The organism is Anaerococcus rubeinfantis, assembly GCF_001487145.1.
GTDB classification, from domain to species: domain Bacteria; phylum Bacillota; class Clostridia; order Tissierellales; family Peptoniphilaceae; genus Anaerococcus; species Anaerococcus rubeinfantis.
Genome location: NZ_LN913016.1, coordinates 555,850 through 573,088, shown reverse-complemented (window position 1 = coordinate 573,088; position 17,239 = coordinate 555,850). Strand labels below are relative to the sequence as shown.

General features: G+C 28.5%; 13 protein-coding genes and 1 tRNA gene. 3 read left to right on the top strand and 11 right to left on the bottom strand.

Going from position 1 to position 17,239, the window contains the following annotated elements; all coding sequences use genetic code 11:
* Positions 1-57: 57 nt before the first annotated feature.
* Positions 58-133: transfer RNA gene (locus BN3265_RS03635), tRNA-Thr, on the top strand.
* A gap of 80 nt (positions 134-213) precedes the next feature.
* Here the strand turns inward: BN3265_RS03635 and mtaB are convergent.
* From mtaB to lepB, 8 genes are all read right to left on the bottom strand, one after another.
* On the bottom strand, positions 214-1,512 hold the full coding sequence (gene mtaB, locus BN3265_RS03630; RefSeq protein ID WP_058990200.1) for a tRNA (N(6)-L-threonylcarbamoyladenosine(37)-C(2))-methylthiotransferase MtaB: 1,299 nt from the start codon (positions 1,510-1,512) through the stop codon (positions 214-216).
* On the bottom strand, positions 1,512-2,624 hold the full coding sequence (dnaJ, locus tag BN3265_RS03625; RefSeq protein ID WP_058990199.1) for a molecular chaperone DnaJ: 1,113 nt from the start codon (positions 2,622-2,624) through the stop codon (positions 1,512-1,514). Before dnaJ ends, mtaB begins: the two co-directional genes overlap by 1 nt.
* A 382-nt stretch (positions 2,625-3,006) precedes the next feature.
* The gene (dnaK, locus tag BN3265_RS03620; protein ID WP_058990198.1) at positions 3,007-4,827 is read right to left on the bottom strand and encodes a molecular chaperone DnaK; all 1,821 of its coding nucleotides are present in this window, start codon (positions 4,825-4,827) and stop codon (positions 3,007-3,009) included.
* 12 nt (positions 4,828-4,839) lie between these two features.
* Positions 4,840-5,385, bottom strand: coding sequence for a nucleotide exchange factor GrpE (gene grpE, locus BN3265_RS03615; RefSeq protein ID WP_058990197.1), 546 nt, complete (start codon positions 5,383-5,385; stop codon positions 4,840-4,842).
* A 17-nt stretch (positions 5,386-5,402) separates the two neighbouring features.
* The gene (gene hrcA / locus BN3265_RS03610) at positions 5,403-6,401 is read right to left on the bottom strand and encodes a heat-inducible transcriptional repressor HrcA (RefSeq protein WP_058990196.1); all 999 of its coding nucleotides are present in this window, start codon (positions 6,399-6,401) and stop codon (positions 5,403-5,405) included.
* 74 nt (positions 6,402-6,475) lie between these two features.
* Entirely contained in the window at positions 6,476-7,600 is a 1,125-nt protein-coding gene (gene hemW, locus BN3265_RS03605) for a radical SAM family heme chaperone HemW (protein WP_058990195.1), read from the bottom strand.
* A gap of 378 nt (positions 7,601-7,978) precedes the next feature.
* Entirely contained in the window at positions 7,979-9,784 is a 1,806-nt protein-coding gene (gene lepA, locus BN3265_RS03600; protein WP_058990194.1) for a translation elongation factor 4, read from the bottom strand.
* Positions 9,784-10,332, bottom strand: coding sequence for a signal peptidase I (gene lepB / locus BN3265_RS03595; RefSeq protein ID WP_058990193.1), 549 nt, complete (start codon positions 10,330-10,332; stop codon positions 9,784-9,786). The genes lepA and lepB overlap by 1 nt, the downstream gene beginning before the upstream one ends.
* 140 nt (positions 10,333-10,472) lie before the next feature.
* Here lepB and rpsT point away from each other — a divergent pair, with 140 nt between their 5' ends.
* The gene (rpsT, locus tag BN3265_RS03590; protein WP_004839050.1) at positions 10,473-10,739 is read left to right on the top strand and encodes a 30S ribosomal protein S20; all 267 of its coding nucleotides are present in this window, start codon (positions 10,473-10,475) and stop codon (positions 10,737-10,739) included.
* Between the two features lie 67 nt (positions 10,740-10,806).
* Here the strand turns inward: rpsT and holA are convergent, their stop codons facing one another.
* Both holA and BN3265_RS03580 read right to left on the bottom strand, forming a co-directional pair.
* The gene (holA, locus tag BN3265_RS03585) at positions 10,807-11,820 is read right to left on the bottom strand and encodes a DNA polymerase III subunit delta (protein ID WP_058990192.1); all 1,014 of its coding nucleotides are present in this window, start codon (positions 11,818-11,820) and stop codon (positions 10,807-10,809) included.
* On the bottom strand, positions 11,817-13,991 hold the full coding sequence (locus BN3265_RS03580) for a DNA internalization-related competence protein ComEC/Rec2 (RefSeq protein ID WP_058990191.1): 2,175 nt from the start codon (positions 13,989-13,991) through the stop codon (positions 11,817-11,819). The genes holA and BN3265_RS03580 overlap by 4 nt, the downstream gene beginning before the upstream one ends.
* 54 nt (positions 13,992-14,045) lie before the next feature.
* Between BN3265_RS03580 and BN3265_RS03575 the strand changes: the two genes are divergently transcribed.
* The gene (locus BN3265_RS03575; protein ID WP_058990190.1) at positions 14,046-14,792 is read left to right on the top strand and encodes a hypothetical protein; all 747 of its coding nucleotides are present in this window, start codon (positions 14,046-14,048) and stop codon (positions 14,790-14,792) included.
* 34 nt (positions 14,793-14,826) lie between these two features.
* Here the strand turns inward: BN3265_RS03575 and leuS are convergent, their stop codons facing one another.
* Complete coding sequence (gene leuS / locus BN3265_RS03570) at positions 14,827-17,235, bottom strand: leucine--tRNA ligase (RefSeq protein ID WP_058990189.1); 2,409 nt, start codon at positions 17,233-17,235, stop codon at positions 14,827-14,829.
* Positions 17,236-17,239: the final 4 nt, after the last annotated feature.

Here is a 17,239-nt window from a genome sequence, read left to right as displayed (position 1 = left end):
AATTTAAAATCTATACATATTGAATAAAAAGTAAATTTTCGTATAATAATTTCGTAGGCTGGAATAGCTCAATCGGTAGAGCAATTGTATCGTAAACAAAAGGTTGCGGGTTCAAGTCCTGTTTCCAGCTCCAAATAAATAAAGGCTCTTGCAAAATTAATCAATTTTCTTATTTTGCAACAGCCTTTTAAATTTCAAAATTCTTATAAATTTTTAATCTATAATATTTCCAATCAAATAATCATCAATTCTTTGAGTGATTTTTACATTTTTTATTTCATTTATTTCTACATTATCTTTAGTATGAACTCTTAAATAATTTGTAGAATATCCTGACCTATATCCATCAAGCTCTGTTTTTGTTTCAAATAAAACTGATAAAGTTTTTCCAATTTGCTTATCCAAAAATGCATGAGAAATTTCTTTTTCAATTATTGATAATTCCTTGGATCTTCTTTTTTTAATATTGCCATCAACTTGGTTTTTCATATCAGCAGCCTTGGTCCCATCCCTTTTTGAATATTTGAAAAGATGAGTTTTTGAAAATTTTATTTCTTTAACAAAATTTTTAGTTTCCTCATGATTTTTTTCGCTTTCATTTGGAAAACCTACGATTATATCAGTTGTAAGTCCTGCATTTGGGAAATATTCCCTAATCAAATCTACCTTTTCTTTAAAGATTTTTGTATCATATTTTCTATTCATAAGCTTTAAAACATCATCAGAACCTGATTGTAGGGATAAATGAAAATGATCACAAGCTTTTCTTGTATCTTTCATTCTTTGTAAAAATTCCCTATCAATATGTCTTGGCTCCATTGATGATAGTCTAATTCTTTCAATTCCCTCAATTTTTGCAATGTGTTCAATCACATCAATTAAAGAAATATCTAAATCAAAATCTTTTCCATAGCTTGCAACATGAATTCCTGTAAGGACAATTTCTTTGTATCCGTTATCCCTAAGTCTTTTTGCCTCATCAATAATTGAAACCAAATCTCTTGATGCAATATTTCCTCTTGCATAAGGAATCAAACAATATGAACAGTACATATTGCAACCATCTTGTATTTTTATATAGGCACGAGTCATATCACTTTGATTTGAAATTTCCAAATCTTCAATTACTTCTCCAATTGAAAATTCTTCTACATCTTCCATCTTTTCATTATTTTTAATAAAATTTTCGCAAAGATCAACAACTTCTTCCTTGTTACGAGATCCTAAAATTATATCTACGCCTTCAATTTTTTTAACTTCATCAGCTTTTACTTGTGAATAACAACCAATAACTGCAATTATGGCATCTTTATTTTCTTTTCTAGCTTTTGAAATAGTTTGTCTTGATTTTCTATCGCTCATATTTGTTACTGTGCAAGTATTTATAACGTAAATATCAGCGCTTTTTTCTTTTTTTTCAAAACCTCTTTTTTTAAATAATTCTTCAATAGCTTCAGATTCATATTGGTTAACCTTACAGCCTAGAGTTTTTATATTAAATGTTTTACTCATTAATCAAACAAATCCTTCAATTTTTCAAAAAAGTTCTTATCTTCTTTTACCTCATCACCAGATATTTCAGCAAAATCTTTTAATTTTTCTTTTTGTTCTTTAGTTAATTTTGTAGGAGTAATAACTTTTACATAGAAATAAAGATCTCCTTGCCTTTTAAGCCTGTCAGATTTTATACCTTCATTTTTAATTCTAAACTTAGTTCCAGTTTGAGTTCCTGCTGGGATGTGATATTCTTGGGTTGTTGTTAAAGTTGGGACATCAATGTTTCCACCTAAAGCTGCTGTTGCAAAAGAAATTGGCATCTCATAATAAATATCAAGTCCATCTCTTTTGAAAATATCGTGCTCTTCAACTTTTAAGATTATATATAAATCTCCATAAGATCCACCGTTTTCACCAACATTTCCTTTTCCAACTACTCTCATTACAGAATCATTTTCAACACCAGATGGAATATCAATTTTTATTTTTTCATTTTTGATTTTTTTACCTGTTCCTTCGCAATCTGGACATTTTTCTTCAATAATTTCTCCGGATCCGTGGCAGTTGTCACAAGTAGTTTGGCGAGAAACTGTTCCAAATGGGGTTTGGCTAATATTATTTATTACACCAGATCCATTACACTTAGGGCAAGTTTTGATTTTACTTTCATCCTTTGCGCCTTTTCCGTGACAAGTTTCACATTCAACTTCTCTTCTAACTTGGATTTCTTTAGAAATTCCAAAAGCTGATTCTTGGAAAGTTAATTTTACTACTTGTTGAATATCAGATCCTTTTCTCGGTCTTTTTCCATTTTGACTTCTTCCTTGGGAGAAAATATCTCCAAATATATCTCCAAATATATCTCCAAACCCACCAAAATCACCAGAAAATCCACCAGATCCACCGTTTTCAAATGCAGCTGATCCATAGGTATCGTATTGACGTTTTTTTTGAGGATCTGATAAAATTTCGTAGGCTTCTGAAATTTCTTTAAATTTTTCTTGGGCCTCTTCGTCATCTGGATTTAAATCTGGATGGTATTTTTTTGCAAGTTTCCTATATTTTCTTTTTAATTCATCTTCGCTGACATTTTTGTCAACTTCGAGTAATTCATATGGGTCTTTCATTTATCCTCCAATATAAAAAAAATAAATTATTGCTAATTTATTCAGACTGTCGACAAGCTAAATTTTCACGCATTTCGAACGAACGCAGTGAGTCAAGAAATCTCATGAGATCTCTCCATGCGTTCGTTTCACTCACTTAGTCGAGATGGGTTTTAGCATGATTTTATTTTTAAATTATTAATAAATTATTAAACTGACTTTGTCTACGCTCTGAATAAATTATTGCTAATTTATTTGTCCTATCTTAATTTATAATTTTATCTTTTTATACAAGCTCAACTATTATACCGCTTTGATAAAAAAATTAAATTATATTTTAAAATTTTAAGCAAAAATAAAGAATAAGAAGCAAGGCTTCCTATTCTTTAAATTTTATTTATTTTTATTCTTCGTCATCATCTACAACTTCATAATCAGCATCTACTACATCATCGTCAGCTTTTCCAGCATCTTGTCCTTCTTGACTTGCTTGAGCATTTTTATACATTGCTTCACTCATTGAGTAGATTTCTTGTTGTAGAGCTTCTGTTTTTGCTTTGATATCTTCTGTATTGTCAGCTTTAATACTTGCTTCTAGATCTTTGATTTTTTCTTCAATCTTATCTTTTTCGCCACCTTCAACTTTTGCTTCTTCAAGAGTTTTTCTTGCTTGGTAAACTAATGATTCAGCATTGTTTTTAACTTCAATACTTTCTTTTTTCTTTTTATCATCTTCAGCAAATTTTTCAGCTTCTTTTACTTTTTTATCTATTTCTTCATCAGTTAGGTTTGTTGATGATGTGATAGTAATTTTTTGTTCTTTTCCACTTCCTTGGTCTTTTGCAGATACATTTACAATACCATTTGCATCAATATCGAATGTAACTTCAATTTGTGGAACTCCACGTCTTGCTGCAGGAATTCCTGTAAGTTGGAATCTACCAAGTGTGGTGTTATCTGCTGCCATTTCTCTTTCACCTTGTACAACGTGAATATCTACATCAGTTTGTCCGTCTGCAGCTGTTGTAAAGATTTGAGATTTTTTAGTTGGAATTGTTGTATTTCTTTCGATTAATTTTGTAGCAACTCCACCAAGAGTTTCAATTCCTAATGAAAGTGGTGTTACATCAAGAAGTAATAAATCTTTAACTTCTCCTGTTAAAACTCCACCTTGAATTGCAGCACCAAGTGCAACACATTCGTCTGGGTTTATATCTCTTTGTGGTTCTTTTCCAATTATATTTTTAACTAGATCTTGAACTGCAGGTATTCTTGATGATCCACCTACAAGTAAAACTTTTTCGATATCGCTTGATGATAATGAAGCATCTTTTAGGGCATCTTCCACTGGTTTTCTTGTTGCTTCAACTAAATCGTGTGTCAATTCATCAAATTTTGCTCTTGTAACTGTCAAATCTAAGTGAACTGGTTGTCCATCTACTGCTGTAATAAATGGTAGATTTACATTTGTTGTTTTTGTTGATGATAATTCTTTTTTAGCTTTTTCTGCTGCATCTTTTAATCTTTGCATAGCTGTAAGATCTTTTGTTAAATCTACGCCAGTTTCTTTTTTAAATTCAGCTGCTAGATATTCAACTAATCTATTATCAAAGTCATCTCCACCTAATTTATTATTTCCTCTTGTAGATAAAACTTCAAATACTCCATCGCCTACTTCTAGAATTGATACGTCAAATGTACCACCACCAAGGTCATAAACCATAATTTTTGCTTGGTCAGTTTCTTTGTCCATTCCGTATGCAAGGGCTGCTGCTGTTGGTTCGTTTATAATTCTTTTTACATTTAAGCCTGCAATTTTTCCAGCGTCTTTTGTAGCTTGTCTTTGAGCATCTGTAAAGTAAGCAGGAACTGTTATTACTGCATCTGTTACTGTATCGTTTAAATAGCCTTCTGCATCTGATTTTAATTTTTGTAAAATCATTGCTGAAACTTCTTCTGGTGTATAAGAATTTCCATCAATTTCATTTGTTTTATAATCAGATCCCATTTCTCTTTTTATTGATGAGATTGTTCTATCTGGATTTGTTATTGCTTGTCTTTTTGCAGTTTCTCCAACAAGTCTTTCTCCATCTTTTGTAAATGCTACAACTGATGGTGTTGTTCTATTTCCCTCAGTATTTGGGATTATTGTTGAATCCCCACCTTCCATAACGGCAACTGCTGAGTTTGTTGTTCCTAAATCAATTCCTATAATTTTTGCCATATTAATTTCCTCCTATTTTGCAACTTTAACCATGCTTGGTCTTATAACTCTATCATTTAGTTTGTATCCTTTTTGATAGGTTTCTATAATATAATTTGATTTGAAATCTTCGTTTTCTTCTGTTTGAAAAGCGTGGTGGAAGTTTGGATCAAATTCTACTCCATCAGATTCGATTTCTTCCAAGCCTTCTTTTTCCAAAACTTTCCAAAAAGAATCTCTTATCATTACGATTCCTTTTACAAAAGAATCTTCTTCATCCTGATCTTTAAGTGCTCTATCAAAATTATCTAAAACTGGTAAAAGTTCTTCGATTAAATTTGATGAAGCAAACTTTTTAAAATCAGCTCTTGCTTTTTCTTCTCTTTTTTTGAAATTAGTAAAATCTGCTAATAGTCTTTGATATTTTTCTTTGTACTCATTATCATCGTCATTTGGCAATTCTTCTTCAACATTACCATCTTCATCAACTATTTCAGCATCAATTTCTTCTAATTCTTCTTCTATATTTTCATTTAAATCTTCTTTTACATTTTCATCATGCTTTTTTTCATTGTCCACCTTAAACACCTACCTTATTATTTGCTAAGTAAATCTGATATTAGTTTGATGTCAGAAATAACTTCCTTATAATCAATTCTTGTAAGTCCTATTATTCCAATTTGGCCTACAATGTCTTTGTCATAATTAAAATGTGAAGTTATGATTGTATTATCTTTCAATTCATTTATCTCATTTTCATCACCAATAGTAATTTGCAATTCATTGTTGGAATTTTCAATCAATTCCCAAATTCTTTCCTTACTATCAAATATCTTAATAAACTCTTTAGCCTTAATTGGATCTTCAAATTCTTTGAAATTAAAGATATTGCCTAGTCCTTTTATAATAACTTCTTTGGTCAAATCACTTAAAGAATCATTGTTGATTTTTTTCTCCAAAATATCCAACAAATTTTCATACTTCTTAAAGCCAGAATTTTTGATTTTTTCAAAAATTTCTGAAAGATTTTTTAAACTTTCTCCCTCAATATCTTGTTTTAAAGTTTTTGAAATTTCAAATAATTTCTCATCATCAATTTCTTCACTTATATAAATTCTATCGCTTATTAAACTTCCGTTATCATAAACTACAATAAACAAAAGCATGTTGGGGTCAATTTTTAAAAGCTCTAAATTAATTACCTTAGTAATATTGTTTCTTATGGTGTAAGAAACGGCTGTAAGATTTGTCATTTTGGACAGAAGTAGCGTCGCAGTCTCCACAATTTTTGAAACATTGCCATATCTTTTATCAAGAATTTTTTCTAAATTTTCATCTTCTTTCTCATTTAATGAATTTTCTAATAAATTATTTACATAAAGTCTGTAACCTTTATCGGATGGGTATCTTCCTCCAGATGTGTGAGCTTTTTCTAAAAGTCCCATCTTTTCAAGAGTGCTCATCTCATTTCTAATTGTTGCAGACGAAATATCTAGTGAATATTCATTAAGCAATGAATTTGAACCAATAGGCTCTCCAAGATTAACGTATGAGTTTATAATGGAAAAGAGTATCATCTTCTTTCTCTCGTTCATTATTTTCACCTCATTTAGCACTCCAATTATCTGACTGCTAATTATAATATACTAGGTAATTTCCTTTTTGCAAGTTATATTATTTCAATATAAAATTCATTTGATAAATCAAAACCCTTGTGGGTAAATCTTAAATTTTGATCAATTTCAAAAAATCCCTCATTATAAAATTTTTCAATGATTTCACTATACTTTTCTAAGATAGAATGCCCAAAAATATTTTCAAATTCTTTTAAGTTAATCCCTTCTACTTCTCTTAATTTAAAAATTATATATTCTTTTTCCCTTTCTTCATTTGAAATAAATTCCCTAAATTCTATTGGAAATTTTCCTTTATTAATTAATTTTTCATATTTTACAAAATTTTTTACATTATTATATCTAATATTTGACAAAAATCCTGATGCCCCAAGTCCAAAGGCAAGGTATCCCCCTTCTGACCAATATTTTTTATTGTGGTAGGATTCAAAGCCTTTTTTTGAAAAATTAGAAATTTCATACCTATTTAGGCCAATATCTTCTAAATAATTTTCAATATAAGAAAAAATATCTCTTTCCAAATCATCATCCATAAGTTTTAGCTTGTCTTTTTTATAAAGGCTATAAAAATGTGAGCCTTTTTCGAGAATTAAAGAATAATAAGATAAATGTTCTGGATTTATTTTTTTTATTATTTCTAAATCCTTTTTTATAGAATCAAAATTTCCACTTGGTAGATTTAAAATCATATCCAAAGAAAGATTATCAAAACCTGCTTTTCTAATATTTTCTATATCCTTTAGGACAATTTCCTTGTTGTGGTCTCTGCCAATTTTTTTTAAAACCTCATCATCAAAAGATTGAACGCCAAGAGAAATCCTATTTATACCTAAATTTTTGTAAGCTTTTAATTTATCCAAGGTCAAAGAATTTGGGTTTGCTTCAATCGTAAATTCTTTGACCTGACTTAAATCAAATTTTTTAAGTAAATCTACAAGCTCTTTAATATATTTAAAATCAACATAAGTTGGAGTTCCCCCACCAATATAAATTGAATCAATTTCTACATCCATATTTTTTTGGTATAATTTTATTTCTTTTTTTAAATTTTCAAAATAAGGCTTTATCCAAGATTCTAAATTCGGAAAAGCAGTAAAATCGCAATAAAAACATTTTTTCTTACAAAAAGGAATGTGAATATAGATTCCAATTTTTTCCATATTTTCTCCTTAAATTTTTCAAAAATAAAAAAGCCTTACTAACTTCACTTAATTAATTTAGAAAACCTTCATGCAAAGAATATCATACGGAAAAAATTTACTTGATTTCAAATTAAAAAATTCGTTAAAAATCAGACTCTAAAATTTAAAGCAATGATAATTCATTAAATAAATTAATTTCAATTATATTTTAATTATTCGCTTTATTTAGAGGGATAAATATTAAAATCGTGCCACTGGCACAATTTTAAGCTATTTATCTGTCATCGCGTTAGCGAGTTTACGGTTTTTAGAAGTTTTTGATTTAGAAATCAAAAATTTTTGTAGTCAGATATTCGTGCTTGAAGGTTTTTCTAAGTTTGAAGCTAGGTAAAAGCTTTATTCATCATCATATTTCAATACAGCAAGGAAGGCATCTTGTGGAATTTGTACGCTTCCTAATTGTCTCATTCTCTTCTTTCCTTCTTTTTGTTTTTCTAGAAGTTTTTTCTTTCTTGATATATCTCCACCGTAACATTTTGCAATTACATCTTTTCTCAAAGCTCTTACAGTTTCTCTTGCTATAACTTTTGAATCAATTGTAGCTTGAATTGGAATTGCAAATTGTTGTCTTGGAATTTGATCTTTTAATTTTTCAACAATTGACCTTCCCCTTTGATAGGCAAAATCCTTGTGAACAATTGTAGATAAAGCGTCAACCTTATCTTCATTGATTTTTATATCAAGTTTTATTAAATTACTTTCTTCATAATCTACAACTTCATAATCCAAAGAAGCATATCCTTTTGATCTTGATTTTAAAGAATCAAAAAAATTATAAATCACTTCATTTAAAGGAATTTTATATTTTATTATGACCCTATTTTCATCCATATAGGACATATCAATTAGCTCGCCCCTTCTTGATTGGGCAAGTTCCATTACTGGTCCTATATATTCTTTTGGTGTCATAATTTCAGAAATTGTTATTGGTTCTTTTACATAATCTATTTCTGATGGTGGTGGAAAATCATTAGGATTTTCTAATTTTTGCTCTTCGTGGCCTTTTGTTTTTACCCTATAAATTACTGAAGGAGCTGTAGCAATAATGTCCAAATCATATTCTCTTTCAAGTCTTTCAGTAATAATATCCATATGCAAAAGTCCCAAAAATCCACACCTTAGTCCAACGCCCAAGGCTTGAGAATTTTCTTGTTCAAATACTAAAGATGCATCGTTAACTTGAAGCTTTTCCAAAGAATCTTTTAATTTATTAAATGATTCGCCCTCAGCAGGATAAATTCCAGAATAAACCATAGGCAAAACTTCTTTGTAGCCAGATAGAGCTTTTTGTGTTGGATTATTTTTTAAGGTAATTGTATCACCAACTCTTGCATTTCTAATATCTTTAATGCTTGCTTCAATAAATCCTACATCTCCACTTTTTAATTCTTTCGTTTCAATCCTATTTTTCATAGTATAACCAACGCCAGTTACTTCGTAGGATTTTCCGCTTGCCATCATCAAAATTTCATCTCCAGCCTTTACACTTCCTTCAAAAATTCTAACATAGCAAATAACTCCCCTATAGGAATCATAATATGAATCAAAAATCAAAGCTTTTAAAGGCTTATCATCATGATCTTCTGGGGCTGGAACATTTTCTATAATATCTTCAAGAACATCTTCAATATTTAATCCAGTTTTGGCAGAAATTAATGGAATATTTTCTGTATCAAGGCCAATTTGATTTTCTATTTCTTCTTTTGTTTCTTCAACTCTTGCACTTGGAAGATCAATTTTATTTAAAACTGGCAAAATTTCCAAATCTTGTTCAAGTGCAAGATAAGTATTTGCCAAAGTTTGAGCTTCAACTCCTTGAGAAGCATCAACAACTAAAATCGCACCTTCGCAAGCTTTTAAAGATCTTGAAACTTCATAAGTAAAGTCAACATGGCCAGGGGTATCAATTAAATTTAAATCATAAATTTTTCCGTCTTTGGCCTTATATTTTAACTTTACAGATTTTAATTTTATGGTAATTCCTCTTTCTTGCTCAAGCTCCATACTATCGAGCATTTGATCATTTATTTCTCTTTTTGCAACAGACTGAGTTTTTTCTATTAGTCTATCTGCAAGAGTAGATTTTCCATGATCAATGTGGGCAATAATCGAAAAATTTCTTATATTTTCTTTTTTATTCATTATCTATTTTCCTTATCTACAAATCCTATATCATAAATTGGGAAAAACCTTAAAAAAGCGTGTCCAACTATTCTTTCTTCTGAAATTGGTCCAAAATTTCTAGAATCATTACTTGCGTTTGGAAGTCTATTATCTCCCATTACAAAATATTCCCCATCTTTAACTTCCCATGAAGAATTTTCATTTGTCGTTAAAGTTTCTTCGCTATTTATATAATTTTCCTCATAAATTTCACCATTAACATATACACTGCCATTTTTTACTTCAATATTATCTCCTGGCATACCTACAATTCTTTTTATATATAAAGTATCGGCTTGGTCGGGAGCTTCAATTATTACAATATCCGCCCTATTATAGCCCTTAAAATGTTTTGAAACCTTGTCAACAAATAGCATATCGCCACTATGTAAAGTATTTAACATAGAATTTCCTTCAACTTTTGTAGCATCCATTATAAAAATTTTAATAAAAAATGCAATGATTAATGCAAATAGTATAGTTTTTACCCAATCAAGAAATTCCAAATCTTTAGTTTTTTCTGTCATATCACACCTCTCTCATTTTATAATTATAAACGAATCTTACAAAAGTTCCAAATATTTTAAGATTTAATAATTATAAAGATTTGTAATAAATATAGTTTTATGGTAAAATAAATCAGTCGATATAAATTGGGGGTGAAAAAATGGCAAACATTAAATCAGCTATAAAAAGAATTGATGTAACAAGAAAACAAACTGCTAGAAATAAATCAGCAAAATCAGAAATAAAAACTTACGTTAAAAAATTTGAAGAAGCTATTGCAAATAATGATAGCGAAAAAGCTAATGAACTTTTCAAAACTGTTGATAAAAAAGTAAAACAAGCAGCAGCTAAAAACATAATTCACAAAAATCAAGCTAGTAGAACAACTTCAAGATTAGCTAAAAAATTAAATTCATTAAACGCTTAATTTTTAATCGGTTCATTCAAACTTGCGACTTAGATAAGTCGCCAAGATTAGAATGAGTCGATTTTTTTTATTTAGAAAATTTCTCAATAAAAATAAGCATATGTAAATTCATATCAAAATCTTCACTTTTTTGTTTCAAATCACAAGAATAAAGAAAATCTTGAAATTCAAATAATTCTTCCAAAGAAAAATTTCCAATAAAGCCCTTGTCTTTTCTAAGCTCAAAACTTGAAATACCTAAAGCTTTTTGTATAAAAGAATCATTATAAGAATCTTTTAATAAAATTTTTATGCCAAGTAAATTTCTAATATGCCTAACAAGCATGTAAAAAATTTTAAATATTTCATCCATATCCTTTGCCATATGTAAGTATGTATTCATGGCAGTTTTGGTATCCCTTTTTGATAATGAATCTGTAAGATTAAAAATATTTAAATCTAAAACTTGGTCTAATTGTTCATGAACATCAACAAGTAAAACCTCGCTTTTATCTGAATTTGCAATAATTTTATCAACAGTATTAATTACCTCATAAAGATCAATTTGAGAATTTTTATTTAAATATGAAAACCTATCAATAATTTCATTTATATAAGATTTCTTTATTTTTTTCCCATTTTTTACAAATCTTTTTCCAATAAAAGAAACTAACTCATTATTATTTAGCCTATCAATTTCAACAATCTCACCAGATTTTTTAATGGCCTTATAAAATTTTCCCTTAAAGACACTTTCTTCAGGAATTATTATGAAAGTCAAAAAATCTCCTATATTTTCCATATCTTTTATAATAAGATTACAAAGATCTTCATAATCTTTGATATTATTTTTTGAAAGATCAATATTTCTCCAAATAAGAACTTTTTTCTCCTCCATTATAGGATAGGTATCCATGGCAGTTTTTATGTCCTCAAGGCTCTTTTTTCCCTTAATTTCAATATAATTAAAATCAGGAAAAGATATTAAATCCTTTGCTTGGTCTATTATTGTTTCTTTTAAATATTCTTCTTTAGAATCAATCAAATAAATTCCCTTACTTTTTTTATTAAAAAGCTCAGTCATAAATTCCTTATAATTCATCTGAAAAATCCTCCTTTCACATATTTTTTTATTTTAAATGAATTTTTGTAAAAATCAATTTGGCAAAATCCATCAGTCTGAGTATTGTAAATCTTTGTATTTTTCAAATTTTCTAATACTTCTTTTGAAGGATGTCCGTATGTATTTTTCCTTCCAGCAGAAATTAGGGCGACTTTGGGACTTGTTATCTCTACAAATTTTTTTGAAGTTGAATTTTTAGATCCATGGTGGGAAACTTTTAAAATATCAATATCTCTTGCAATTTTTTCTTCCCTTTCCATAGGCAAATCCCCCATAGTTAAAATTTTAAAGCCATTTATTTCAATTAAAAGAGGAATAGAATTTGAATTTTCATCACCCGAGAAATTCTCCAAAGATTGGACTGTAAAATTTTTACCCCTATAAAGATTTCCCTCTTTCATTTCCAAAAATTTATAATTTTTTCCTAAGTTTTTATTATACTTATTTGAAATTATTACTCCAAGGTCAAATTCCTTACTTAATTTATCCAAAGCGCCCATATGGTCTCGGTCTTCATGAGAAATAAAAACTGCCTTTATTTTTTTAACTCCCTTTGCTTTTAAATAAGGGATGGCAATTTTTTCTGTAGAAGAATATTTTTTGTAAGAAACTTCCCCACAATCAAATAAATAAAAATCTCCCCCATCTTCCAAAACAAAAAAATCCCCCTGACCAATATCAAGCATTTGAAATGAAGTCGGCTTATTATTATTCCTAATTATTGAAAAGATCACAATAAAAATTGATAAGACCAAGAAATTTTTCGCCCTTAACTTTTTATTTTTAAATTTTACTATAATAAACAAAAGAATTAAAAAATAAAAACTAATTAGAATTGACTCTTTTGGAAAATCAATTAAAAAAATTTTAAAAGCATTCAAAAATATTCCTACATCTAAAATTGACTTTATCAAAAAGTCCAAAACCATAAAAAATATGGACAAAAATCCTCCTAAAATTGGATATAAAAAAATAAGGCCAAAAATTAGGTAAAGACTTACAGTAAAAACTGGAACAAGTATAAAGTTTGCAAAAAAACTTAGCAAATTTATATATCCATAATAATAAATTATATGAAAGGCCAAAGCTACTTGTAAAGTTCCAAGGAAAATCATGTATTTTTTCAAATAAGAATACTTTTTTCCTCTGACAAGTTTTGGATAAATTACATAAATTGCAAAGCCTGCCAAAAAAGATAAGATAAATCCGCTATTAAAAATCGCGAAGGGATTTATAAGTAAAATAATTAGCATGGCTAAAATTAAATTTTTCTCCACATCTTTTCCTTTTTTAAATAAAAAGGCCAAAAAAGATAGGATATACATTATTAAAACCCTCATAACCGAAAAGGGAAAAGATATCAAATACCCATAAAAAAGGCAAAGTCCAAGAGAGATTGGATAAGCGATTTTATATGAAATATTAGATTTGATTAACAAAAATAAAATAAGACCCATAAGAAGGTCTATGTGAAGACCTGAAATTGCCAAAATATGAACAAGGCCCAATTTAGAAAGTACTTCTTTCTTTTCATATTTTTCTGAAAGAATTACAGATTTTACAAACAAAAAAGACTCTTTGGATAAATTTCCCCCAAAAACTTTATCAATATAGGCCCTAAAATTTCTTTTAATTTTTAAAAATAGTGAAGAAGATTGACCCAGTTTTTCATATGATTTTATATCAAGTTTAGTTTTTATTTTTTTTGAAAGTAGGTATTTTCTATAAGAAAATAAATAAGGATTGGTGTTAGAATTAGGCCAAGAAATGTCACAATTTGCCCTTATCCTATCCCCGATTTGAAAATTTTTATCAGAAACAAAAGAAGACTTCTCTCCTATATTCTCATTTTTAGCCAAAACATAATATGTGTAAGAATCTTGATTTTTTATTTTATCAACAACTAGTAAATTTAAATCCTGATTCTCATACTTATCTAGTTTATAAGAAGAAAAAGAAAAAGATGCCAAAAAAATACCTAAGGAAAATCCTAAAAAAATAAAAGAAATGGAAGATTTTTTATAGAAAGAAAAAATTCCACATACAAATAAGCCTATAATCACAAACAAAAAATTATAAGCTTCAAAATATGTGAAAATTCCAATTCCTGAAATTAATGATATAAGTAAAAAAAATAGATTTTTTCTCATAAGATTCTCCTGAATTTATTATAACATATGATATAATGATTTAGAGGTAATTTTATGAAGGATTTGTTATATATTAGTCACCCACAAATAAATCAATTAAGTGCAAATATTGTAAAAAGAAAATATGAAGATGAGAATACGAAAATTATTTTAGATAGGAGTATTTTTATGCCAAAATCTTCCTATTTGTTGGACGAAAATCCAAAAATTTCTGAAAATGAACTTTTGGATGTTGAGTTTATAAATGGAAATTTGGTTCACACAATAAAAAATAAACCCAAAAAATCTTCTGTTAAGCTTTACATAGACAAGGAAAAAAGAGAAAAAAACTTAAGCTACAACACTACTTTTTATATTTTTAAGTCACTTTTTAGAAGATTTTATAATACAGACCAAGTAAGTTTAAAAATCAAAAAAACTCATGGTCAAATAAAAGTTTCAAATTTTTATGAAGATTTTGAATCTGATAATTTTTTAAAAATTTTTAATAAAATTATTGATTTGGGACTAAAAATAAATAAGGATAAAGATTTTATTTGGATAAATGGTTTAGATAAATTTGAAAATTCTGGAGTTTATTTTAATAATACAAAATATCTAGATGGAATTTTTATTTATTCAGTTGAACAAATCGATAAAAATCTCTTCATTGATTTTATTACAGGATCTGACTATAAAAATTTCACAAAAAATAATATAGAAATTATTGAAAAAATTGAAAAAATTTCATTTGAAGAAATATCTTCTTCAGAAAAAATTAGAAAAATAATTTCAATAATTCAAAAATCTAAGCATATTTAAAAGGCCCTTGCAACAATTTGCAAGAGCCTTCTTTTTATTTTACAAGTAAATTCAATATTTTTCCTGGTACGTATATTACCTTGAATATATCTTTACCATCTATATATTTTTGTATATTTTGATCATTTTCTGCATTTGTTACTGCATCTTCTTGATCAGCATCTTTTGAAATTTTTATTGTAGCCCTAACTTTTCCGTTTACTTGAACAGGAAGCTCGATTGAATCATATTCAAGTTTACTTTCATCATAACTTGGCCAGCTTGTCCCATTCAATTCACCTTCAAAACCAATTTCTTCCCATAATTCTTCAGTTAAGTGAGGAGCAACAGGATTTAACAAAATTAAATAAGTTTTGAAATCTTTTTTGGTAATTTTGCCGATATTTCTCATCTCATTTAATAAGGTCATAAGAGCTGCTATGGCTGTATTATATTTTAATGATTCATAATCTTCACTTACTTTTTTAATTGTTTGGTTAATTAAAATTTCGATTTCTTTTGTATAAGAATCCCCATCTTCAACTAAATCATAAAGATTAAATACTCTTTCCAAATATTTTCTACAACCTTTAACCCCTTCATCTGACCATGGAGCTGTTGATCTGAAATCTCCAATAAACATTTCATAACATCTTAAAGTATCTGCCCCATAATCTCTTACAATATCATCAGGATTTACAACATTTCCTCTGGATTTTGACATTTTTTGATGGTCTTCTCCCAAAATCATTCCGTGAGAAGTTCTTTTTAGATATGGTTCTTTTGTAGGAACTTTTCCTATATCATATAAAAATTTGTGCCAAAATCTTGAATATAATAAGTGAAGAGTTGTATGTTCCATTCCCCCATTGTACCAATCAACTGGTGTATAATAATCTAAACTTTCCTTACTTGCAAGATCTTCATTATTATTTGGATCTGTATATCTTAAATAATACCAAGAAGATCCAGCCCATTGTGGCATGGTGTCAGTTTCTCTTTTTGCAGGCTTTCCACAAATTGGACAAGTAGTATTTACAAATTCATCAATTTTTGAAAGTGGACTTTCACCATCATCTGTTACTTCATAAGAATCAACATCTGGTAATTTTATTGGAAGATTTTCTTCCTTTTCAGCAACCCATCCGTGCTCTTCACAATAAATCATTGGGATTGGTTCTCCCCAATATCTTTGTCTAGAAAATACCCAATCTCTTAATTTATAATTTACCTTAGCAGAACCAAGATTTTTTTCTTCAACAAATTCTATCATTTTCTTTTTAGCATCTTCTACAGTTAGCCCATTTAAGAAATCTGAATTTATCAAAAGTCCCTTATCGATTGAAGTTGTTGGCAAATCTTCATCGCCTGTATCAATTACAGGAATAATTGGCATCTCAAATTTTTGTGCAAATTCAAAATCTCTTTCATCATGAGCAGGAACTGCCATTATAGCTCCAGTTCCATATGAAATTAAAACATAATCTGAAATCCAAATTGGAATTTCTTTTCCATTTACAGGATTTATTGCAGAAATTCCATCAAGTTTTACACCAGTTTTTTCCTTTGTAAGCTCACTTCTTTCAAAATCAGATTTTTTCTTTGCAAAATCTTGATATTCTTTTACATCATTTAAATTTTTAATTTCATCTTTAAATTCTTCAAGCATTGGATGTTCTGGTGCAATTACCATATATGTTGCCCCAAAAATTGTATCAGGTCTTGTTGTGTAGACATTTAATTTATAATCTTTGTCTTTTAAAGAAAAGTTTATTTCTGCACCATGACTTCTTCCAATCCAATTTTTTTGTTGAGTTTTTATTTTTTCTTCATAATCAACTTCATCCAAATCATCAATAAGTCTATCGGCATATTCTGTGATTTTTAGCATCCATTGATTTTTAACTTTGTGAGTAACTTCAGATCCACATCTTTCACATTTTCCATCAACAACTTCTTCATTTGCAAGACCAACCTTACAAGATGGACACCAGTTTACTGGCATTTCTTTTTTATAAGCAAGTCCATTTTTATATAGTTGAATGAAAATCCATTGAGTCCATTTGTAATAATTTGGATCAGTTGTATTTACTTCTTTTGACCAATCAAATGAAAATCCAATTGATTTCATTTGAGCCTTGAAATTTTTAATATTATCCCTAGTTACAATTGCAGGATGTATATGATTTTTTATAGCATAATTTTCTGTAGGAAGCCCAAAAGCATCCCAGCCCATTGGATAAATTACATTCTCGCCTTGAAGTCTTCTCTTTCTCGCAACAATATCCAAAGCTGTGTATGGTCTTGGGTGACCCACGTGAAGTCCTTGGCCTGATGGGTAAGGAAATTCTACAAGTGGGTAGAATTTTTTCTTATTTTTATCAAGTTCTGATTTAAATGTCTCATTTTCATCCCATTTTTCTTGCCATTTTTTTTCAATGGCATTTGGATTATATTCTCTCATAAAT

Excerpts from the sequence above, each read along its gene's own strand:
- rpsT (WP_004839050.1), top strand. The coding sequence starts at position 10,473 with ATGGCAAACATTAAATCAGCTATAAAAAGAATTGATGTAACAAGAAAA.
- dnaK (WP_058990198.1), bottom strand. The coding sequence starts at position 4,827 with ATGGCAAAAATTATAGGAATTGATTTAGGAACAACAAACTCAGCAGTT.
- lepA (WP_058990194.1), bottom strand. The coding sequence starts at position 9,784 with ATGAATAAAAAAGAAAATATAAGAAATTTTTCGATTATTGCCCACATT.
- hrcA (WP_058990196.1), bottom strand. The coding sequence starts at position 6,401 with ATGAACGAGAGAAAGAAGATGATACTCTTTTCCATTATAAACTCATAC.
- dnaJ (WP_058990199.1), bottom strand. The coding sequence starts at position 2,624 with ATGAAAGACCCATATGAATTACTCGAAGTTGACAAAAATGTCAGCGAA.
- BN3265_RS03580 (WP_058990191.1), bottom strand. The coding sequence starts at position 13,991 with ATGAGAAAAAATCTATTTTTTTTACTTATATCATTAATTTCAGGAATT.
- hemW (WP_058990195.1), bottom strand. The coding sequence starts at position 7,600 with ATGGAAAAAATTGGAATCTATATTCACATTCCTTTTTGTAAGAAAAAA.
- BN3265_RS03575 (WP_058990190.1), top strand. The coding sequence starts at position 14,046 with ATGAAGGATTTGTTATATATTAGTCACCCACAAATAAATCAATTAAGT.
- holA (WP_058990192.1), bottom strand. The coding sequence starts at position 11,820 with ATGAATTATAAGGAATTTATGACTGAGCTTTTTAATAAAAAAAGTAAG.
- leuS (WP_058990189.1), bottom strand. The coding sequence starts at position 17,235 with ATGAGAGAATATAATCCAAATGCCATTGAAAAAAAATGGCAAGAAAAA.
- lepB (WP_058990193.1), bottom strand. The coding sequence starts at position 10,332 with ATGACAGAAAAAACTAAAGATTTGGAATTTCTTGATTGGGTAAAAACT.
- mtaB (WP_058990200.1), bottom strand. The coding sequence starts at position 1,512 with ATGAGTAAAACATTTAATATAAAAACTCTAGGCTGTAAGGTTAACCAA.